This window comes from Ruegeria sp. AK4 (assembly GCF_056541025.1).
Genome location: NZ_JBQFXS010000001.1, coordinates 57,593 through 78,252, shown reverse-complemented (window position 1 = coordinate 78,252; position 20,660 = coordinate 57,593). Strand labels below are relative to the sequence as shown.

At 60.6% G+C, this 20,660-nt stretch carries 15 protein-coding genes; 11 read left to right on the top strand and 4 right to left on the bottom strand.

What is annotated here, in order from left to right; genetic code table 11:
* Window positions 1-26: 26 nt before the first annotated feature.
* From ACR0EZ_RS00330 to ACR0EZ_RS00280, 11 genes are all read left to right on the top strand, one after another.
* On the top strand, window positions 27-689 hold the full coding sequence (locus ACR0EZ_RS00330) for a helix-turn-helix domain-containing protein (protein WP_480609525.1): 663 nt from the start codon (window positions 27-29) through the stop codon (window positions 687-689).
* Window positions 686-2,725, top strand: a complete 2,040-nt coding sequence (locus tag ACR0EZ_RS00325) for an oxidoreductase (RefSeq protein WP_480609523.1) — start codon at window positions 686-688, stop codon at window positions 2,723-2,725. The genes ACR0EZ_RS00330 and ACR0EZ_RS00325 overlap by 4 nt, the downstream gene beginning before the upstream one ends.
* A gap of 129 nt (window positions 2,726-2,854) precedes the next feature.
* Window positions 2,855-3,547, top strand: a complete 693-nt coding sequence (locus ACR0EZ_RS00320) for a helix-turn-helix domain-containing protein (RefSeq protein WP_480609520.1) — start codon at window positions 2,855-2,857, stop codon at window positions 3,545-3,547.
* A gap of 88 nt (window positions 3,548-3,635) precedes the next feature.
* Window positions 3,636-5,195: an ABC transporter substrate-binding protein gene (locus tag ACR0EZ_RS00315; protein WP_480609517.1), complete on the top strand. Its 1,560-nt coding sequence runs from the start codon at window positions 3,636-3,638 to the stop codon at window positions 5,193-5,195.
* Between the two features lie 56 nt (window positions 5,196-5,251).
* Window positions 5,252-6,196: an ABC transporter permease gene (locus ACR0EZ_RS00310; RefSeq protein ID WP_039523736.1), complete on the top strand. Its 945-nt coding sequence runs from the start codon at window positions 5,252-5,254 to the stop codon at window positions 6,194-6,196.
* 16 nt (window positions 6,197-6,212) lie between these two features.
* A complete protein-coding gene (locus ACR0EZ_RS00305) occupies window positions 6,213-7,055 on the top strand; it encodes an ABC transporter permease (protein WP_480609514.1) in 843 nt (280 codons plus the stop codon).
* A complete protein-coding gene (locus ACR0EZ_RS00300; protein WP_480609511.1) occupies window positions 7,055-8,041 on the top strand; it encodes an ABC transporter ATP-binding protein in 987 nt (328 codons plus the stop codon). The genes ACR0EZ_RS00305 and ACR0EZ_RS00300 overlap by 1 nt, the downstream gene beginning before the upstream one ends.
* Window positions 8,038-9,039: an ABC transporter ATP-binding protein gene (locus tag ACR0EZ_RS00295; protein ID WP_480609509.1), complete on the top strand. Its 1,002-nt coding sequence runs from the start codon at window positions 8,038-8,040 to the stop codon at window positions 9,037-9,039. Before ACR0EZ_RS00300 ends, ACR0EZ_RS00295 begins: the two co-directional genes overlap by 4 nt.
* A complete protein-coding gene (locus ACR0EZ_RS00290) occupies window positions 9,036-11,051 on the top strand; it encodes a CocE/NonD family hydrolase (RefSeq protein WP_480609506.1) in 2,016 nt (671 codons plus the stop codon). Before ACR0EZ_RS00295 ends, ACR0EZ_RS00290 begins: the two co-directional genes overlap by 4 nt.
* Before the next feature lie 44 nt (window positions 11,052-11,095).
* A complete protein-coding gene (locus ACR0EZ_RS00285; RefSeq protein ID WP_480609505.1) occupies window positions 11,096-11,950 on the top strand; it encodes an alpha/beta fold hydrolase in 855 nt (284 codons plus the stop codon).
* A gap of 16 nt (window positions 11,951-11,966) precedes the next feature.
* Entirely contained in the window at window positions 11,967-13,430 is a 1,464-nt protein-coding gene (locus ACR0EZ_RS00280; protein WP_480609502.1) for a M81 family metallopeptidase, read from the top strand.
* 75 nt (window positions 13,431-13,505) lie between these two features.
* Here ACR0EZ_RS00280 and ACR0EZ_RS00275 read toward each other — a convergent pair whose 3' ends face one another.
* Genes ACR0EZ_RS00275 through glgA form a run of 4 tightly spaced genes read right to left on the bottom strand, consistent with a single transcriptional unit; the run spans window position 13,506 to window position 20,660 of the window.
* On the bottom strand, window positions 13,506-15,137 hold the full coding sequence (locus ACR0EZ_RS00275; RefSeq protein WP_480609499.1) for an alpha-D-glucose phosphate-specific phosphoglucomutase: 1,632 nt from the start codon (window positions 15,135-15,137) through the stop codon (window positions 13,506-13,508).
* Window positions 15,125-17,125: a 4-alpha-glucanotransferase gene (gene malQ / locus ACR0EZ_RS00270; RefSeq protein WP_480609496.1), complete on the bottom strand. Its 2,001-nt coding sequence runs from the start codon at window positions 17,123-17,125 to the stop codon at window positions 15,125-15,127. Before malQ ends, ACR0EZ_RS00275 begins: the two co-directional genes overlap by 13 nt.
* Window positions 17,122-19,227 carry a glycogen debranching protein GlgX gene (glgX, locus tag ACR0EZ_RS00265; RefSeq protein ID WP_480609494.1) on the bottom strand — a complete coding sequence of 702 codons (2,106 nt, stop codon included), beginning with the start codon at window positions 19,225-19,227 and terminating at the stop codon, window positions 17,122-17,124. The genes malQ and glgX overlap by 4 nt, the downstream gene beginning before the upstream one ends.
* Window positions 19,224-20,660, bottom strand: coding sequence for a glycogen synthase GlgA (glgA, locus tag ACR0EZ_RS00260; protein ID WP_480609492.1), 1,437 nt, complete (start codon window positions 20,658-20,660; stop codon window positions 19,224-19,226). Before glgA ends, glgX begins: the two co-directional genes overlap by 4 nt.

Sequence of the window (20,660 nt, the reverse complement as noted above, 5' to 3'; positions counted from 1 at the left end):
TGCCCACCCCTGACTCGGAGAGCCGCATGCCATCTGACAAGGTTGTCGCATTGCCATCTGCAATCACCTCGCTGGGCAGCGAAGTTCGGCAACTACGAAAGGCGCGGCAGTTGACGCTGAAACAACTGAGCGAGGATGCCGGCATCTCGCTAAGCCACGTGTCGGCGATAGAACGAGGCGTGTCGAAGCCTTCGGTCGATGTTCTGCAGGCGATCGCCAGCGCGCTGGACGTCACCCCGGATTGGTTCTTTGCTCGCCGCGCGGGGTCCGGGCCGATGGAACAGGCCTTTGTCGTGCGCGCGCAGAACCGGCGCGCGCTGAACACGCTGTACGGTCAGGATGCGGCAGAGCTGGGCTATACCGACCATCTGCTGTCCAGCTCGATCGGCGGTCAGTTTTATATGGGGCTGGCGGTATACGCGCCCCATGCGGAACGCCCCGAAGATCCGTTGCAAAAGCACGAAGGCGAAGAGCACGGACTGGTTCTGGAAGGCGAGTTGGAGATGCAGATCGGGGATGAGTTCATCACCCTGCGCGCCGGAGACAGCTACAGCTTTGACGCCCGGATTCCGCACCACGCGCGCAACCGGACCGACCGGGTCTGTCGGCTGATCTGGGCCGTTTCACCTGTGGTCATTCCGAAAGACGTCATCGCGTCTCGGAGCTCCGACCAGGAAACCTCGTCATGAGCCGCGACGTCCTGCTGCAACCTTACCAGTTGAAGCATCTGACGCTGAAAAACAGAATCATGACCACCAGTCATGAGCCCGCCTACCCCGAAGACGGCATGCCCAAGGAACGCTATCGCGCCTACCACGAAATGCGCGCGAAAGCCGGTGTGGCGATGACCATGACCGCAGGCTCGGCAACGGTCAGCCGCGACAGCCCACCGGTGTTCAACAATATTCTCGCCTATAAGGATGAGGTCGTGCGCTGGATGGGTGAACTGACCGATGCCTGCCATGCGCATGGCTGCGCGGTGATGATCCAATTGACCCATCTCGGGCGGCGCACGGGCTGGAACAAGGGCGACTGGCTGCCATCGGTGTCGCCGTCGCATTACCGCGAACCCGCGCACCGGGCCTTTCCGAAGAAGATCGAAGACTACGATATCGAGCGGATCGTCACCGACTACGCCGATGCGGCCGAACGGATGCAGGACGCCGGTTTGGATGGGATCGAATTGCAGGCCTATGGCCACTTGCTGGATCAGTTCTGGTCGCCCCTCACCAACACGATGGGCGCGCCTTTTGGCGGCAGTCTCGACAACCGGCTGCGCTTTGGCTTCATGGTTCTGGGCGCCATCCGCGACCGCGTGGGGCCCGAGTTCATCGTCGGTGTGCGCTACACTGCCGACGAAGTCGAAACGGGCGGGATCACCGAAGAGGAAGGGCTCGAGATCGCGCGCAAGCTGCGCGACAGCGGTCAGGTGGACTTTTTGAATGTCATCCGGGGTCGCATTCATACCGACCCGGCCATGACCGACGTGATCCCGGTGCAGGGCATGAAAAGCGCGCCGCATCTGGACTTTGCCGGACGTGTGCGGGCCGAGACCGGAATGCCGACGTTCCATGCGTCTCGTATCCCTGACATCGCCACCGCCCGGCATGCTGTGGCTGCGGGGCTTCTGGACATGGTGGGCATGACCCGCGCCCATATGGCCGATCCGATGATCGTGTCAAAGGTTGAAGCCGGTCGGGAAGATGACATCCGGCCCTGTGTGGGCGCCACCTACTGTCTGGACCGGATTTATCAGGCGGGCGAGGCGCTGTGCATCCACAACCCGGCCACCGGGCGCGAGCTGGCCATGCCGCACGTTATTCCCAAGACCGACACCCCGCGCCGCGCGGTCATCGTCGGCGCAGGTCCCGGCGGGTTGGAGGCCGCGCGTGTCGCGGCCGAGCGCGGGCATGAGGTCATCGTTCTGGAAGCCGCCCCCGAACCCGGCGGGCAAGTCCGTTTGACGGCGCAGTCCAAACGTCGATCCGAGATGATCGGGATCATCGACTGGCGCATGGCGCAATGTGCCGCGCGGGACGTGACATTCCGCTTCAACACCTTCGCAGACGTTGAAGACGTGACCGCCCTGTCACCCGACATGGTCGTGATCGCAACCGGCGGGCTGCCGGAAACAACAATCCTCGATTCGGGCAATGAGCTGGCGATTTCGGCCTGGGACATCCTGTCGGGCGATGTGCAGCCGGGCGAAAACGTGCTGATCTATGATGATGCCGGGGACCACCCCGCGCTGATGGCAGCCGAGGTCATCGCGGCAACCGGGGGCCGGGTCGAGATCATGACACGCGACCGCAGCTTCGCGCCCGAGGTCATGGCGATGAACCTCGTGCCCTATATGCGGTCGCTCCAGAAGTCCGGGGCCGTGTTTACAGTCACCCGGACCCTGAAAGCGCTTGGAAAATCGGGCAATCAGATGTTGGCATCGATCGGCACGGATTACTCGGATCTGGTTGAAAAACAGATTTACGATCAAGTGGTTGTCAATCAGGGCACCACGCCGCTGGATGATCTTTACTTTGACCTCAAACCGCTGTCGCGCAATCGCGGAGCGGTGGATCAGGGCGCTCTGGTCTCGGGTGCGGGCGATCTGTTCCCGCAAACGGACCCGGCAGCGCCTTTTGATCTTTATCGCATCGGCGACGCCGTCTCTGCCCGCAACATTCAAGCCGCAATCTATGACGCGCTACGCTTTGGAATTCGGTGGTGAAATGTTGGGGGTAAGCACCTTCGTCCGGAGCGTTGAAAAATCGTATACAGGAAAAATGAAGAATTTTTCTTGCGAAAAAGAAAAACTGTCGTAGCATTCCCAAATACCCAGCGAACGAAGGGAGGGATCGTGAGCCAGGGGCCATCGAAAAACCAAGCCCGCACCGCCAGCGAAGAAGGCCTTGCCGCCTTTGGTGCCGAGGTGCGGCAGCTGCGCAAAGCCCGCCAGATGACGCTGGCCGAGCTTGCTGGCAGCAGCGGTGTTTCGATCAGCCATCTGAGCGCGATCGAACGCGGGACGGTCAGCGCCTCGCTCAACAAGATCACGCGGATCGCCGATGCCCTGGGCGTGCCCGAGGAATGGTTCTTCAACCACCGCCCCGGCTCTGGCCCGTTAGAGCGCGCCTATGTGGTGCGGCAGCCCAACCGCCGAAATCTGAACCTTCTTTATGACGAGCCCATCGAGCAGTCGGGCTATTCGGACCAGCTATTGTCCAGCTCCATCGGAGGTGGGTTTTGCCTGGGCGTATCGGACTACCGCCCCTATTCCGAGCAGGTCATCGACCAGTATTTCTCGCGCGATGGCGAGATGCACGGCGTCGTATTGGACGGTGAGCTGGAGCTTGTTCTCGAAGATGAAACCGTCACGCTTCGAACCGGTGACAGCTTCAGCTTCCCCGGCGACATCCTGCACGTTCTGCGCAACGTCTCGGATCAGCCTGCCCGCATGATCTGGGTGAATTCGCCCGTCATCATCCCAAGATTCTCAGCGCTTGGCGCTGCAGAGCAACTGCCACAGTCACACAAGAAAAAGAACGGATAACGCCTGCTGGCACCTGAAGTCGCGGGCACCGACCCGCAAGCAACCAAACCGGACGGATGCCCGGACACGACAAACAGGGAGTAAGCACATGAGTTCCATCTTCAAAGGAGACGTTTCAAGGCGGTCCGTCCTGGCCGGTGCCGGTGCGCTTGGCGCGGCAAGCCTTGCCTTTCCGCACATGGCCGTCAGTGCCGATGGCACGGTCCTGACCATCCGGTCCTATAGCGACCTGCAGGTTCTTGATCCGGCCTTCTGGCTGGCCCTGCCCGAAGCCGACATCATGCGGTCGATCTATGCGCCGCTGGTCTCGAACCAGCCGGGCGAAGAATGGAACTGGCGGCCGGTGGCTGTTGAAAGCATCGAACAGCTCGACGACCTGACCATCGCCTTCAAACTGCGCGACAACATCGGTTTCACTGACGGCTTCGGTCAGATGACCGCCGATGACGTGAAGTTCTCGATCGAGCGTATTGCCGACCCGGCCAATGAAAGCCCCTATGCCGGGGATTGGAGCGCGTTGAAAGAGGTTGAGGTCAAAGACACCCTGTCGGGTCTGATCCATCTGAAGAACAAGTTCGTTCCCCTTTGGACAACGACCTTGCCGACCCCAGCATCTTGTGTCGTTTCGCGCAAAGCGGTCGAAGAAATCGGCGGCAAGATCGGGTCCGAGCCGGTGGCGCAATCCGGTCAGTACATTCTGACCGAATGGGTCCCCAAGCAGAAAACCGTTCTGAAGCGCAACCCGGATTGGGCCTATGAGCCCGGCGGGTACGAGGAAATTCACATCCTGCCGATCGAAGACCCCTCGACCGCCGAGCTGGGCTTTGAAGCGGGCGATCTGGACTATACATGGACCTCGGTCTCGTCGCTGCCGCGGCTCAAGGAAAACCCGCCTGAGGGATCGGTTGTCGAGGAAAAACCCTCGCTGGCATATGTTTGGCTGGGCATGAATCAGGACAACGAAGCGTTGAAAGACGTTCGTATCCGCCGCGCCATCCAGCACGCGATTGACCGGCAGACCGTTGTTGATGCGGCCTATTTCGGGGCGGCCGCCGTGGGCAATGGCATCATCGCGCCCGGCTTGCCGGGCAGTCGGGACAGCGTGACCTATGACTACGATCCGGACAAGGCCCGTGAGTTGCTGGCCGAAGCAGGTGCCGAAGGCATGACCGTCACTCTGGACATCCTGAACCAGTCTGAACGCCTGACGGCGGCGCAGGTCATTCAGGCCAATCTGGCCGAGGTCGGCGTCACCTGCGAGATCAAGCAGAATGACAGTGGTACGTTCTGGACGCTGGGCTCGAAGGATGGCGACTACTTCATGAACCTGCAGCTTGTGCTCAGCCGCTTCTCGATGAACCCGGATCCAAGCTGGGCGACGGTCTGGTTCACGCCGGAACAGGTCGGTGTGTGGAACTGGGAACGCTTCAACAACGAAGAATACAAGGCGCTGCACGAAGAAGGTCTGGTTGAAAGCGACCCGGCCAAGCGCGATGAGATCTACAAGAAGATGCAGGGTCTCATGGACGAAAGCGGCTGCTATGTCTTCCTGACGCATGAGGTGGTCGGCCTGATCCACAAGGATACGGTCAGTCCGGGCCTCAAGCCGAATGGTGAGCCGCTGCTGCCGCTGTTCAAACCCGCCTGATCCACGCACACGGGCGGCGCATGGCCGCCGCCCGCACGGCCTTTTGGGGGGCGCGTATGCTGAGCTATTTTTTCAAACGGCTTGGGCTGGCTGCGGCGATTGTGTCGGTCGCCATGTTCCTGCTGTTTTGCATGATCTATCTGATCCCCGGCGATCCGGCCTCGGTCGCGCTGGGGCCTCGGGCGACCGAGGAAATGCGCGCCGCCCTGCGCGAGAAGATGGGGCTGAACCAGCCAGTTCTGGTACAGTTCTGGAATTTCTATATCGGGGCCTGGACCGGAGACCTTGGCGACGAGGTTCTGTCGGGCCGTCCCGTCACAACCGTTGTCTTCGAACAACTGCCTTATACGCTGGCCCTGATCGTCGGCGGCATCACGTGGTCGGTGGCGCTGGGTATTCCGCTGGGCTGCTGGGCAGCGGTCAGCCGTGGCAGTTGGGCCGACCGGGTTGTCGGTATCCTGTCCGTGGCCGTGATCGCGGTGCCGTCCTTTGTGATCGCAATCTACGCCCTGCTGATCTTTGCGGTCGAACTGCGTTGGCTGCCCGCCATCGGCGCGGGCGAGCCCGGAAACCTTGGCGATCAACTGACCCACCTGATCCTGCCCTCACTGGCGGTTGGTCTGGGATGGGTGGGCTATATCGCCCGCATGGTCCGCGCCTCGATGCTCGAAGTGCTTGAGGCCAGCCATATCCGCACGGCGCGCGCCTTTGGCTTGCCGGATCGGACGATCACCTATCGCTATGCGCTGTCGATTGCGATCCTGCCCACGGTCACCTTGCTGGGTGTGGGCATCGGTCAGATGTTGTCCTCGGCTGTCTTTGCCGAGATCGTCTTTGCCCGCCCCGGTGTCGGCAAGCTGGTCTATGACGCCATCCTGACCCGCAACTTCCCCATCGTGACAGGCACCGTTCTGATCACCACCGTCCTGTTCGTTCTGCTCAACCTGTTGGCAGACCTCATCATCGGAGCTTTGGATCCCCGTGTCAGAAGCAGTTTCTAACCCCGCCCCTGGGCGCATGGCCGAGCTGTGGCGCCCGATCCGCAAAATCCTGCGCGAGCCGTTGGGCGCGCTGGGATTATTCCTGGTGCTGTTCGTGATCTTTGGTGCCGTCTTCGCCGATCTGCTCACCAGCTGGGACCCGACAAAAATCAACCCGCGTGACCGGTTCCAAGACCCAAGCGCGCAGCATCTAATGGGCACCGATCAACTGGGCCGCGACCTGTTTGCGCGTGTGCTGCATGGCGGACGGATTGCGTTGTTTGTGGCTCTGGTATCGACCGCCGTCTCGCTGGTGATCGGCATCATTCTGGGCCTGATCGCAGGCTACGGCCCGCGTTGGCTGGACAACCTGATGATCCTGCTGTTCGACGCGATGAAGAGCTTTCCGACCGTCATGCTGGCCCTTGCGCTGGTTACCCTGATGGGCCCGTCACTGACCGCTGTGATGGTCGTCGTCGTTCTGGTCACTGTGCCCGGATACGCGCGGATCATACGGACGCAAACCATCGCCTTGAAAACCTCGGAATACGTGACGGCGGCGCAAAGCATGGGCGCGTCGTCAGCGCGCATTCTGCGGGTGCATATTCTGCCCAACGTGATCGGCCCGCTGGTTATCCTCGCGTCGATGGACATCCCGGTCGTGATCGGCATCGAAGCGGGGATGAGCTTTCTGGGCCTCGGCGTTCGCCCCCCCACCCCAAGCTGGGGGTCTATCCTGAATGACGGGTTCACCAATATCCGCGATACCGCCTGGATCGCGATTGCAGGCGGTGTGCCGATCATCATCACCACGCTGGGCTTTACCTTCCTGGGCGAGACGCTGCGGGACGTGTTCGATCCCCGGCTGAAAGGACGCTGATGACCACGCTGCGCATAGACACTCTGAACGTCAGCTTCTCGACCGAGGCCGGACCGCTTCACGCATTGAAAGATGTGACTTTCGATGTGCCCGAGAACCGCATTGTCGGAATCGTGGGGGAATCCGGCTGCGGGAAATCCACGCTGATCAACGCCATTCTGGGCCTGCTGGCCGATAATGGCAGCATCGACAGCGGGTCGATTCTGTTTGAAGGACAGGATGAACTGACCACCCTGCCCCCGTCACGCATGCGCGACCTGCGCGGCCCGCGTATCGCAACCGTGTTCCAGGACCCGATGGGCGCGTTGAACCCTGTGATTTCGGTCGGCAAGCAGATGCTGAATATCCAGTATCGCTCTCCGCTGTCGAAAGAGGAAAAGATGGAACGCGCGGTCGAGATGCTGGAACTGGTGCGCATCCCGGATGCCCGCGCGGCGCTGGCGCGCTATCCGCATCAGTTCTCGGGCGGGATGAAGCAGCGGATCGCCATCGCCATGGCGTTGATGATGGAGCCTGCTTTGCTGATCGCGGACGAACCCACAACGGCGCTGGATGCAACGCTTGAGGTGACGACGATCGAGTTGCTCAAGGACCTGCAGCAGAAGATTGGCTGTTCGGTGATGTTCATCTCGCACCATCTGGGTGTCATCGCTGAACTCTGCGACGATGTGGTGGTCATGTATGCGGGCGAAGTGGTCGAACGCGGCACCGTCCGGCAGATATTCCAGGACCCGCGCCACCCCTACACGGCGCGGCTGCTGGAATGCGATCCGGCCCGGCAAAGCGAACGCACCCGGCATCTGCCGACGATCCCCGGCGAAATCCCCGACCTGCGGGCCCGACCTGCCGGTTGCATCTTCGCCAACCGGTGCGACCGTGTTGTCGACGCCTGCTCGGCCCCGCCACCCGACAAAGACATCGGAGACGGCCATATCGCCCGTTGCTTTGTCGCAGACACCCCCGCTGCAACCGGAGTGACGGCATGAGTAGCGATCCCATTCTCAAGGTCGAAGATGTGCAGGTCTCGTTTCCGGTTGGCGGGCTTGGGCGCAAAAGCGCGATCCTTGGCGTGGCCGGGGTCAGCTTCGAGGTCAACCGGGGAGAGACCTTTGCCCTTGTCGGCGAAAGCGGGTCAGGTAAAACCACACTTGCCCGCGCCGTAAATGGTCTGCAAGAGATCAGCGCCGGGGCGATTACGTTCGAGGATCAACGCATCGACGAATTGGACCGCAAGGCGATGAAGCCGGTCCGCAAGCGTATGTCAATGATGTTTCAGGACCCCGTAGGGTCCCTCTCGCCCCGTATGACCGTGGGCGATCTGGTGACCGAGCCTTTCCGCATCCACGGAATCGAAGGCCGCAATCTGCGGGAAGAGGCCGAGCGCCTACTGACACTGGTGGGTTTGCCGACAAGTTTCGCCTCACGCTTTCCGCATCAATTGTCGGGTGGTCAGGCCCGCCGGGTTGGTGTGGCGCGGGCCATCGCGCTGGACCCGGCACTGATCATCGCGGATGAGCCCACAGCAGGTCTGGACGTGTCCGTTCAGGGCGAGGTTCTGAACCTGCTGAACGATCTGCGCGAACGGCTCGGGCTGGCGATGGTGATCATCACCCACAACCTGCACGTGGTGCACCATGTGGCGGACCGAACTGCGGTGATGTATCTGGGCCGCTTCGTCGAAGCTGGCGACACGGAAGAGGTGTTCAGAGCCCCGCAACACCCCTATACCGCCGCGCTTCTGTCGGCCAATCCCGAGCCCGACCCGGACAAGACCCATGACCGGATCACCCTGCCAGCCGAGGTCCCCTCGCTGCTGGCCCGCCCGTCTGGGTGCGAGTTCCACACCCGCTGCCCCTGGGCGCAATCGAGATGCAGCGTGGACGCGCCCGAAAGGCAGGTGACAAACGGGCGCGCGGTGGCTTGCCATTTCCCACTGGAACCCGGCGCACGCCCGCCGGAAACCACCGAAAGAGTTGCATCATGAGCATCGAGGTCATTGAAACCATCTGGATTCCGATGCCGAACGGCACAAAACTCGCCGCGCGGCTTTGGTTGCCTGAGACAGCCAGAGCAGAGCCTCTGCCGTGCATCCTCGAATACATTCCCTATCGTCGGCGGGACCGAACACGGATGCGCGACGAAAGCATGCACCCGCATTTTGCAGCCGCCGGTTATGCGTCGATCCGCGTGGATATCCGAGGGTATGGCGACAGTGAGGGCGTGGCCGAAGATGAATATTCCCATCAGGAAATCCAGGATGGGCACGACATAATCCAATGGATTGCGGCGCAGGATTGGTGTGACGGCAATGTTGGCATGTTCGGCAAAAGCTGGGGCGCCTATAACGCGTTTCAGGTCGCGGCCACACGCCCCCCGGCGCTAAAGGCAATTGCACCGGTGATGGGCACCGATGATCGGTGGCGCGAGGACATTCACTTTTACGGCGGCTGTCTGGCCAATGACAATTTCTGGTGGGGCTCGATCATGCAGCTCTACAACGCGATGCCCCCCGATCCTGAAATCGTCGGCGCAGATCGCTGGATCGACATGTGGCGGGACCGTCTGCAAGGTGCGAAATTCTGGCCCGCGATGTGGCTGGAACACCAAACCCATGACGAAATGTGGCGGCGCGGTTCGATCTGCGAGAATTACGCGGATGTTGAGGTTCCGGTGTATTTCTTCGGCGGCTGGATGGACCTGTACCGCGACACGCCTTTCCGCATTGCCGAGCACCTCAAAGGTCCGGTCAAAATCCTGATGGGGCCTTGGGCGCATCTTTACCCTCATGAAGGTATCCCCGGACCAAAGGCCGATTTTGTCGGCGAGGTGATCCGTTTTTGGGACCATTGGCTGAAAGGAAAGGACACAGGTCTGATGGATGAGCCGCCGCTGCGGTTCTTCCTGCAGGACAGCGCGGCCCCTTCGGGCACTCATCTGCAACGCTCGGGGCGCTGGGTCGAAGAACCGTCATGGCCGTCACCCCATGTCACCGAACGGACATTCTGGCTGAATGATCTTGTATTGGGCGAAACGGCCCAAGCCGGAGCCGCGATGGCGATTTGCTCGCCGCAAAGCTTCGGGGCGGCTGCGGGCGACATGTGTTCCTTCGCCATACCCGGCGACATGGCCGCAGATTGCCGGATCGACGCCGGGGGCGCGGTGCAGTTCCAAGGGCCGTCACTGACCGAACCGCTCGACCTTTTGGGCCAGCCCAGCGTTGACCTGACGGTATCCGCCGACCAGCCGCAGGGATTTGTCGCCGCATTGCTGGTGGATGAGGCCCCGGATGGCGCCCAAACGCTGATCGCGCGGGGGTTTTGCAACCTCAACCACCGCGACAGCGACACCCAGCCCACGTCGATTACACCCGGCGAAGACATGAACGTAACGGTTCCCCTGTATGGGACCGGCTACCGGGTTCCCGCGGGCCACCGCGTCACGTTGCAAATCGCATCGACCTATTGGCCTGTTCTGTGGCCTGCTCCGCAGCCGGTAACGCTGACGATTCAGCCCGGCACATCACGGCTGAACCTGCCTGTCCGAAAACAGCCACAGCACGCAGATGAACCGCGCCCGCTGCAGGAACCGGCTGCTTCGGACATCGCCCCCAGAAAGACACATGTCCGCGACGGGTCCATGGAGCGCTCGGTGCATACCGACCTGACCAACGGCGAAGTAACCCATCGTTTCTTTCTGGATGGCGGTGTTTTTGGCCCCATCGGCGATTTCCGCCTTGATGACATCGGAACGGTGCTGAGCGACGTGTCCGACCGACGCTATACGATCCACCCAAGCGACCCCTTGTCTGCCGTCGCCACCATGGAGCAAACGGCGGGTTTCGACCGGGAAGACTGGTCCGCAAAAATCTGGACCTATTCCGAGCAAAGGGCGACGGAAACAGAGTTTCACCTGACTTCACGCCTCAAGGCCTGGTCGGGCGAGGAACTGATCTTTGAAGAAGAAGAGACGCACATCATCCCTCGCAACGGGATGTGACGAAACGCAATATCTTTTGCCCCTGCGGCCATAGGAGCATTCCAATGCCAGCCTTCCCTGAGTTTGGGCCTAAAGCCGAAACCCATCACCTGACCATCGGCGGCGTCACCATGCGTGTTGTCGTCGAAGGGGACGGGCCGCCGGTCGTTTTCGTTCCCGGCGGCGATCAGACGGCCGAGGCCTATTCCGAACAGTTCTCGCGCCTGTCTGCGGGCTTCAAGTGCATCACCTATGATCCGAGAGGTGCGGGTGAAACCCAGTCTCCCCCTCCCCCCTGGACGATGCACGACTATGCTGCCGATTGCGCTGCGGTGATTGACGCGTTTGCGGGGGGGCAGGCTGCCGTCTGCGGTCTGTCGCTGGGCGGACTGGTCACACAGCAAACCGCGATAGACTTCCCCGACAAGGTGCGGTTGGCCATTCCCATGGGCACTTCGGCTTACATCGACGGGTTCACCCGTGACTGGATGCAGGCCGAGATCGACCTGCGCAAGGATGGCATTACCCTGCCCGACTATTTTCTGGCACCGCACTACGCCGTTTATGCGTTCCCGGCCAAGGCGCTGCACGAGCCCGATCTTTGGGAACAGCTCAAGGCATCTTACACCGAACGCTTTCGCAACCGCGACCCGCAGGCGACGATCGATCAGTGGGAAGCCTGTCTGGAATTCGACTGTCGCGAGGACCTGAAAACCTGCCCGGTCCCGATCCATGTCATCGCCTTTTCCGAGGATGTTCAGACCGCTCCGGTCATGTGCAAGGTGGTTTCTGATCTGGCACTAAACGGGGTGTTTCATGAAATTCCCGGGCTTGGTCATGTTTCGATGACGCGCCACAAACCGGACATCGTGGCCAGGAAATTGCAGGAGATTTTGACCGCCGAATTGGCGCAATCATAAGCGGCAGATTGCTTAGATGAGAATTGCAATTGCAGGATTTCAGCACGAAACCAACACGTTCGTCGATACCCCCACGAAGCTGAGCGATTTTGAGCAGGCCGACAGTTGGCCGGAATTGCTGCGGGGTCAGGGCGTTCTGGAGGTTACTCGCGGCATGAACCTGCCCGTCGCCGGGTTCGCGCAAGCTGCGGAATCCGCTGGCGTCGAGTTGTTGCCTATTCTGTGGTGTGCGGCAGAGCCGGGCGGCAAGGTCACAGATCATGCTTTTGACACCATCGCCGGTCTTATCACCACTGCGCTTTCGGGCATGGCACAACTCGACGGGGTGTACCTGGACCTGCATGGCGCCATGGTCACAGAATCCCGGGATGATGGTGAAGGAGAGCTATTGGCGCGCATCAGACGCGTCATTGGCCCCGACCTGCCGCTTGTTGCGAGCCTAGATATGCACGCAAATATCTCGGGGCACATGGTGGACTTGTCTGATGCAATGACCATTTTCCGCACCTACCCGCATCTCGACATGGCAGAGACAGGTGCACGGGCTTTTCAGATGATCCGCGAAATCTGTGCAAACGGCCCACCCAAAAAAGCATGGCGCCAAGGGCCTTACCTGATCCCTCTGCACTGCCAATACACGGAAACCAAGCCGGCCAACACGTTATACGCCGCGCTGAACGGGTTCGATGGGCCGAGAACGAAACTGGTCGAACTGGCGATGGGATTTACGGCAGCGGATATCCCCGACGCGGGACCATCCGTCGTGGCCTATGGTGCCTCGCAATCTGACGCTGACAAAATGGCGGCACAGGTTTTTGCCAGCCTGCAAGCGGCCGAAACGCAGTTCGACACCACCTTGCTGAGCCCGAAAGACGCCGTCGCTTGCGCCCGGACGGCAACCGGAACAGGACCCGTTGTGATCGCCGACGTGCAGGACAATCCGGGCGCCGGTGCTTCGGCTGACACAACCGGCCTGCTGCGAGAGCTTGTTTTGCAGAACGCACCTTCAGCCATTCTGGGGCTGATGCATGATCCGCTTTTGGCGGCAAAGGCCCACGATTTGAGCCACGGCGCAGATTTTGACGCTGAAATTGGCGGTCGAGGCCCGGGCGACGCGCCGTTTACCGCGCAAGTGCGCGTACATCACCTAAGCGAAGGGCAATGCCGTTACACGGGCGAAATGTACGGCGGCGGTATCGCAACCCTGGGGCCGTCAGCCGCATTGGAACTGATTGGAACCCAAACCCATGTGATCGTCACCAGCATTCGAAACCAATGTCTGGATCTGGCGCAAATCCGGTTGTTCAATCTGGAACCCGAAAACGCACGCATACTATGCGTAAAAAGCACAACCCACTTCCGCGCCGATTTCGAACCCATCGCGCAGAAGGTCCTGATGTGCGCCGCACCGGGGCAGTTTCCCTGCGAACTTAAGGATGTTCACTACGCAAAGCTGAGGCCGGGCGTGCGAATACTCTGAGAATGCTGTGTCCAGTTAAGATGCTCTGCCCGCCCCTGGGCAAGGTCTTCGGACAAGACCGTTCGAGACGTCTTTTCACGTCATGATGTCCGGTGTCTGACGGTCACAGAATTCCGGAAGTTTGGCTATTTTGACCATTGTTTGAGCAACATCCAACAATGCTGTCTGCGTATCCATTCCCAAATCGCCGTCAAAGGGTGTGAACTGTTCCAGATACATGCGCACGGTAGCGCCGTCAGTTCCGGTGCCCGACAGGCGGATCACGCCGCGGCAACCGTTCTCGAATGCAATGCGCACACCCTGATTTTTGCTGACCGACCCATCTACCGGGTCCACATATGAAAACTGGTCCGCTGCCGCGATAACCAGGTTGCCGAAGCTGCTGCCCGGGAGTTTCGGCAACCGGTCGGTCAAATCTGCGATCATCTCAGAAGCCTTGGCGCTGTCCACGGCCTCATAGTCATGCCGCGAATAGTAGTTGCGGCCATAGGTCCGCCAGTGATCTTCCATGACCTCGCGGACCGAGACCCGACGCTCGGCCAGAATGTTCAGCCACAGCAGCACGGCCCACAAGCCGTCCTTTTCGCGCACATGGTCCGAGCCGGTGCCGGCGCTTTCCTCGCCGCATAGCGTAATGCGGCCAGCGTCCAGCAGGTTCCCGAAGAACTTCCAGCCTGTTGGCGTTTCGTAACAATCCAATCCCAGTCTTTCCGCGACACGATCGACGGCAGCGCTGGTCGGCATCGAGCGCGCAACCCCGGCGAGCCCTTTGGCATATCCCGGGGCAAGGCGGGCATTGGCGGCCAGCACGGCCAGACTGTCCGAGGGCGTGACATAGATCCCCTTGCCCAGGATCATGTTGCGGTCCCCATCCCCATCGGACGCGGCGGCAAAATCCGGGCCATCCGGCGACATGACCATATCCACAAGGGGTTTGGCCCAGATCGGGTTGGGGTCGGGATGCCCTTTGCCAAAGTCGACCGACGGCACAGAATTAAGCACCGACCCTTTTGGGGCACCTAACTCGGCTTCAAGGATAGCGGTGGCATAAGGGCCCGTGACCGCGTGCATTGCGTCGAAACGCAGGGTGAACCCGTCGGCAAGCAGGGCTTTGATCCGGTCGAAATCGAAGATCTCGCGCATGAGCGCCGCATAATCGGCGACCGGGTCGACGACGTCCACGTCCATGCCTTCAAGCGCCGAAACCCCGACCCTGCCAAGGTCGGTGTCCTCGGCTTCAAGCGTGTGATACTCGGTGATGCTCTGTGTCTGGGCAAAGAACTCTTCCGTCAGGCTCTCAGAGGCCGGGCCGCCATTGGAACCATTGAATTTCAGCCCGAAATCCGCGTCGATGCCGCCGGGGTTGTGACTGGCGGACAGGATAAAGCCACCGTCAGCCTTATGTTTGCGGATCAGATTGGACGCGGCAGGTGTAGACAACAGGCCATTCTGCCCGACAATCGCACGGGCTGCGCCATTGGCCGCAGCCATGCGCAAGATGATCTGGATGGCCTCGGCGTTGAAAAACCTGCCGTCGCCTCCGATGACAAAGGTCTTGCCTTGCGCGCCGCCGATTGCGTTGAAGATCGATTGCGCAAAACTCTCGAGATATCCGGGTTCCATAAAGACCCGCGTCTTTTTGCGCAGTCCCGAGGTGCCGGGTTTCTGACCCGCAAAGGGGGTGCAGGGAAACACTACGAAAGGCATGGATCAGTTTCCTTCTGTTGAACGGTGGCGGGGGCACCCCGCGCCGGTTCCATCGAATTACGAATGTCTTTCAGACCTTGCACAGCAGCAAATCCTTCGACAGCTACGGGTGCCGGACGCCTCCAATTGGGATGCTCGTCAATCGTGCCGGGCAGGTTCTGCGCCTGCTCGCTGCCCAACAGGTCGTCCAGTTGCACCGTCACCAGTTCTGCCGGGCTCTTTCCCAGCTCTGAATGCACTGCGCTACAGATATCTTCCAAACTTGCTTCCGGCGGGATGGTGCAGTGACGGCGCAACGAATTCCGCTGGACGGCCCGCGCGGCATGCAACTCCATCGCCCTGTCCCGGGACAGCCAACCGATGGCGCGCCACCATTCGATATCGCGCCCGCGCCAGAAGCCTCGGATCGTCGGCGTATCATGTGTGCTGAAACACGCCATGCTGAACGGGCGCAAATCCTGCGCTGACCGCAATGCGCCGTCGCTAGTCCCTTCAAATTGCCAAACTGCGTAACTGTACAGGCCAGAGGCGTTCAGGCGTTCGCGAAACCCGGCGGGTACCAATCCCAGATCCTCGCCGACGACGCAGCAGCGATTGCGCCACGCTTCGATGGCCACCACGGCAAGCAACGCGTCGAAGGGTTGCGAGATATAGCCGCCCGGGCTGCCATCCTCGGGCACCCAGAAGCTGCGCATCAGACCAAGAACATGATCGATCCGAAGAATCCCGGCCTGGGACATCAGTTTTCTCAGCAAAGTCCGCAAGGGTTCGTAGCGGTTTTCCGACAGTTTGTTGGGTGCGTAGGCCGCCAAAGTCCAGGATTGCCCCGCCGGGCTAAGCTGATCGGGCGGCGCCCCAATCGACACGCCACGTGCGATCAGATCCTGATGCATCCAAACCTCGGCACCGCCGGGTCGTGCCCCAACGGCAAGATCGAGGTAAAGCCCCAGCGCCATGCCGGACTGAGCGGCGGTCGCCTGTGCTGTCTCGACCTGAATAGAGGCCCGCCATTGCAGCCAGGCGTGAAATTCGTCCCTTGCTGTTGGCGTTGCCCCTTCGGGCTGGTGCAAAGATTTTGGCCAATTGCGAAAGTCGCTGCCATGCGCCTCACTAGTGGTTTCAAACATAGCGAAGCGGGCCAGTTCCTGCCCCTCGGCGCGGCAAAACATCTGAAACTCGCGGCGTTGTGCGGGTGTCGCATTCTGTTGGAACTGCTGAAACTCCGCTTCCAAGGCCGGGCGGTGTTTTTGTCGAAACGCAGGGTAATCGAGCAAGGCACAGGCCGGATCAGGTTCAAGCCGGGTGCCTGCTGCAATGTGATCGATATTCAGAAATCCACGGTGACTTGGCGAATAAGGGCTGATGGTGTCACGCGCCGCCCACCCCAGCGCATGGACAGGGTTGATCCCGAAATACATCGCACCCGATTGCCCCATGGCAGACATAGCATGGCCGAGATCGGTGTAGTTGCCCAATCCGCCGTTTGATGGCGACCGCAACGCATAAACCGCGCCCGAAACACCCCAGCCCTTCTTCTGCCCTGTCAGGTCTACGATTGTCGGCGCATGGGCCGGACGGCTGAGCAGGAACACTTCGTCCTGACGATCCGGGCCGCGCACGACCAAGGTAAAATACCCTACGGGCAGAGGTTGAAGCGTGAGGTTTGTTTCCCCCCGTCCTTCCTGAACCGCGTGACCCTCTTCATCCAGCACAAACCATTCACCGGGCGCGGGCAGAGCAATCTCGAACGGCGTATCGGCCGGGATAACCTGCTCGGTCGGCAAAGCCCGATCTGCCCGTTCCGCGTCTCGCGCTCGCAAGGCTTCGGTTACGGCGCTTTCGGTATCGGCGTCTATATCCAATGCGCGCAGCAGGGCTTTCAGGGTTGGCGGATCCGATGACTGATGCGTTCCGTCCCAGGCGTGATATCCCAGATGAATGCCGCAATCTTGCGCCAGCCGGCGCAGTTTGTCGTCGCTGCCCATCATTCCACCGACCGGTCTTTCAACACAAAAGCAGCCACCGAATTTGCTGGAACAATTGTTGTGGCAGACGTGATGTCACTAGGCGCCTGATGCGGAACCGAGGTATCGATTTCCTTCCGCCAAACTCTGCCTCCGCTCGACGGCAGCCGCAGCTTCAACGCGTCACCTTCCCTGTTGAAGGCCAGCAGGACCACATCGGACAAAGCATCGCCCGCCGCGCATTCGGCGCAGCCGCGCAGGATCAGACAGAGGCTGGACAACCCCGGATCGCGCCAGTTCAGCGGCGATCCGTCCATGGCGCGCCACTCGACATCCGGCTTTCCGTCTGTCCGTTGGGCACCATGCAGGAACCGGTTTTGGCTGAGCACCGGATGATTGGCCCGGAAACGCGACAAAGCGGCGGTGAACGCGACCAGATCCCTGTCCAGCGTGTTCCAATCAATCCAGCTGACCGGATTGTCCTGACAATACGCGTTGTTGTTGCCGTTCTGGGAATTGCCACCCTCGTCACCAGCCAGCAGCATCGGAGTGCCTTGTGAAAGGAATACGGTGGCCAGCATGTTGCGCATCCTCTGCTGGCGCGCGGCGTTCACTTCGGGGTCGTCGCTTTCTCCTTCCACGCCGAAATTGTCGCTGTAATTGCTGTGATGCCCGTCGCGATTGTCTTCGCCATTGGCGGCGTTGTGGCGCTGAACATAGCGGGTCGTGTCAGCCAATGTGAAACCGTCATGAGAGGCCACGAAATTGACCGAAGACCACGCCTGACGGCCCTTGGTGTCGAACAATTCAGCTGAGCCCAACAGGGCCGAGCCCATATCCTGTGCCGAATGCGTGTCGCCGCGCCAGAACTTACGCACCGTGTCCCGGTAGCGATCGTTCCATTCCGAAAACTCAGGCGGGAACCGGCCCAGTTGGTAGCCACCCGGACCGACATCCCAGGGCTCTGCAATCAGTTTGACGCCTGCCAGAACCGGGTCTTGTCGCAAGGCGTCCAGAAATCCACCGCCCACCTCAAAACCGTGCGCCTCACGCGCCAAAGTCGTGGCCAGATCAAAGCGGAAACCGTCGACACCCATGCTCCGCACCCAGAACCGCAGGCTGTCCATCACCATCCGCAGTACAAACGGATGCCTGACCTGCAGCGTGTTTCCGGTGCCGGTATCGTTCACATAATACCGCGGCTGCCCGTCCAGCAGCAGATAATACGACGCATTGTCGATCCCGCGAAAACTCAGGGTCGGGCCGAGATGGTCGCTTTCGGCAGAGTGGTTGTAGACCACATCCAGAATGACCTCGATCCCGGCAGCATGGAACCGCTCGACCATGGCACGAAATCCAAATACGCCGGATGGCCCGAAATAGCGGGGCTCGGGGGCAAAGAATCCCAGCGTGTTGTAGCCCCAGTAGTTCCGCATGGACCGCGCGCGCAGCGCGCCTTCGGATGTGAAGGCGTGGACAGGCAGAATTTCAACTGCCGTCACACCCAATCGCGTCAGATGATCCAGAACCGGTTGTGAGGACAGCCCTTCATAGGTGCCTTTCACATCTTCGGCAATGTCAGGGTGCAACATGGTCGCTCCTCTAACATGCGTCTCATAGATGAACGTGCCGTTCCAGCGGCGACCCAGCGTCACCGCATCCGGCGCAAAACTGTCGGGATACGAGACGACGGATTTGGGCACATAGGGCGCGCTGTCGATCTCGCTGAAGGACAAATCGCCATAAGGGGAGTTGGGCAGGTACCCCAGAATGGCCGGATCGTGGGTGACAGTTCCGTGCAATTCGCGCGTATATGGGTCCAACAGCAGCTTGTTGGCATTGAATCTGTGCCCCCGCTCTGGCGCAAAGGGGCCTTCGACGCGGTAGCCATAGAGTGCACCGGGTTTCAGGCCCGGCACATAACCATGCCAAACGGCACCGTTGCGTTCGGGCATGGCCAGCCGGATCAGTTCTGTCCTGCCGTCCTCTGCGAACAGACATAGGTTGACGCGCGAAGCATGCTCGGAAAACAGGGCAAAATTCACACCCTCACCGTCGAAATGCGCACCCAGCCGCGACGGGTTTCCCGGTTGAATTGTCAGTTGAGCGGGGCCCAGGTCCTTCATTCAGTCAAGCTCTGATACAGTTGAGTATATTCCAGCGCCGATTGGTTCCAGCCAACCGCCTGCCGCATCGCTGCGCGTTGCATCATCTGCCACGTCTTCTGGTCATCAAAGCAGTCGAAAACGCGATCCAGCACAGCTTCGATGCCAGATTTTGACACTTCGCCAAACACAAACCCGGTTGCACATTCCGCGTTCAGCGCAGCGACATTTGCATCGATCACCGTGTCGGCCAATCCACCCGTTCGCGCAACTACGGGCAAGGTGCCGTAACGCAGCCCATAAAGCTGGGTCAGACCGCAAGGTTCAAACCGCGACGGGATCAAAATGGCGTCAGACCCGCCCTGCAGCAGATGGGCGAAGGCTTCGTCGTATCCGATCACCGCGCCAACGGAACCGGCAAAGCGCTGGCTGGCTTCGACAAAAGCCTGTTCAAGTGCTGGTTCGCCAGACCCCAAAACAGCCAGTTGGCCACCGCGTTCGACAATGTGCGAAACGGCATCGGCCAGCGCGTCCAGCCCTTTCTGTTCCGTTAACCGGCTGATGACACAAAACAGCGGCCCCGAGGCATCGGAATCCAGCCCAACGCGTTCCGCAATCGCGGCACGGTTGTCATGCTTCCGCCCCAAGCTTCGCGCGTTATAGCTTCGGGCAAGCGCCGGATCGCCCGAGGGATCCCACGTACTGGTGTCAATTCCATTCAGAATGCCACTCAGTTTATCCGTTCTGGACTGCAACACGCCTTCCAGCCCCATTCCATACTGTGATGTCAGGATCTCCCGGGCGTAAGTGGGGCTGACCGTCGTGATCCGGTCGGCAAACATCAACCCGCCCTTCAGAAACCCGAGATCGCCGTGAAACTCCAGCGCTTCTGGATGAAACCAATCCCCGCGCAGCCCCAGTTCGGACAGGACGTGAGGGCCGAAACGGCCCTGAAAGGCAATGTTGTGAATGGTCAAAACCGACTTGGGTGCGGCTTGACCGGATTGTCTGAGGTAAACAGGGGTCAGAGCCGCCTGCCAGTCATGTGCGTGGACGATATCCGGATGCCAACCGTCGACGCCATCAAGCCCCACACGCGCCGCCGCCTTTGCCAGCGTGCCAAAACGCAGATGATTGTCTGCCCAATCCACACCATCGGGATCGGTGTAGGGCAGACCGGGACGATCAAACAGTTGCGGCGCGTCCAGCAGCAGCAGGTCCAGGCCTTGGGTAGAGACCTGAACCAGCTGACCGTAGCCGCCGGGCAGATCATCGAACTGCGCGACCTGACGCCCCTCACTAAGCAAGGGCTGCAATGAAGGATAGGCCGGCAACAGAATGCGGCAGTCGATGCCATGCCCGGACAGCGCAGAAGGAAGCGCGCCAACCACATCCGCCAACCCTCCGGTCTTGATGAGGGGGGCGCATTCCGAGGCGGCCATCAGTACTTTCAT

Excerpts from the sequence above, each read along its gene's own strand:
- ACR0EZ_RS00285 (WP_480609505.1), top strand. The coding sequence starts at position 11,096 with ATGCCAGCCTTCCCTGAGTTTGGGCCTAAAGCCGAAACCCATCACCTG.
- ACR0EZ_RS00315 (WP_480609517.1), top strand. The coding sequence starts at position 3,636 with ATGAGTTCCATCTTCAAAGGAGACGTTTCAAGGCGGTCCGTCCTGGCC.
- ACR0EZ_RS00300 (WP_480609511.1), top strand. The coding sequence starts at position 7,055 with ATGACCACGCTGCGCATAGACACTCTGAACGTCAGCTTCTCGACCGAG.
- ACR0EZ_RS00275 (WP_480609499.1), bottom strand. The coding sequence starts at position 15,137 with ATGCCTTTCGTAGTGTTTCCCTGCACCCCCTTTGCGGGTCAGAAACCC.
- glgX (WP_480609494.1), bottom strand. The coding sequence starts at position 19,227 with ATGAAGGACCTGGGCCCCGCTCAACTGACAATTCAACCGGGAAACCCG.
- ACR0EZ_RS00295 (WP_480609509.1), top strand. The coding sequence starts at position 8,038 with ATGAGTAGCGATCCCATTCTCAAGGTCGAAGATGTGCAGGTCTCGTTT.
- ACR0EZ_RS00310 (WP_039523736.1), top strand. The coding sequence starts at position 5,252 with ATGCTGAGCTATTTTTTCAAACGGCTTGGGCTGGCTGCGGCGATTGTG.
- glgA (WP_480609492.1), bottom strand. The coding sequence starts at position 20,660 with ATGAAAGTACTGATGGCCGCCTCGGAATGCGCCCCCCTCATCAAGACC.
- ACR0EZ_RS00305 (WP_480609514.1), top strand. The coding sequence starts at position 6,213 with ATGGCCGAGCTGTGGCGCCCGATCCGCAAAATCCTGCGCGAGCCGTTG.
- malQ (WP_480609496.1), bottom strand. The coding sequence starts at position 17,125 with ATGATGGGCAGCGACGACAAACTGCGCCGGCTGGCGCAAGATTGCGGC.
- ACR0EZ_RS00325 (WP_480609523.1), top strand. The coding sequence starts at position 686 with ATGAGCCGCGACGTCCTGCTGCAACCTTACCAGTTGAAGCATCTGACG.
- ACR0EZ_RS00290 (WP_480609506.1), top strand. The coding sequence starts at position 9,036 with ATGAGCATCGAGGTCATTGAAACCATCTGGATTCCGATGCCGAACGGC.
- ACR0EZ_RS00280 (WP_480609502.1), top strand. The coding sequence starts at position 11,967 with ATGAGAATTGCAATTGCAGGATTTCAGCACGAAACCAACACGTTCGTC.
- ACR0EZ_RS00330 (WP_480609525.1), top strand. The coding sequence starts at position 27 with ATGCCATCTGACAAGGTTGTCGCATTGCCATCTGCAATCACCTCGCTG.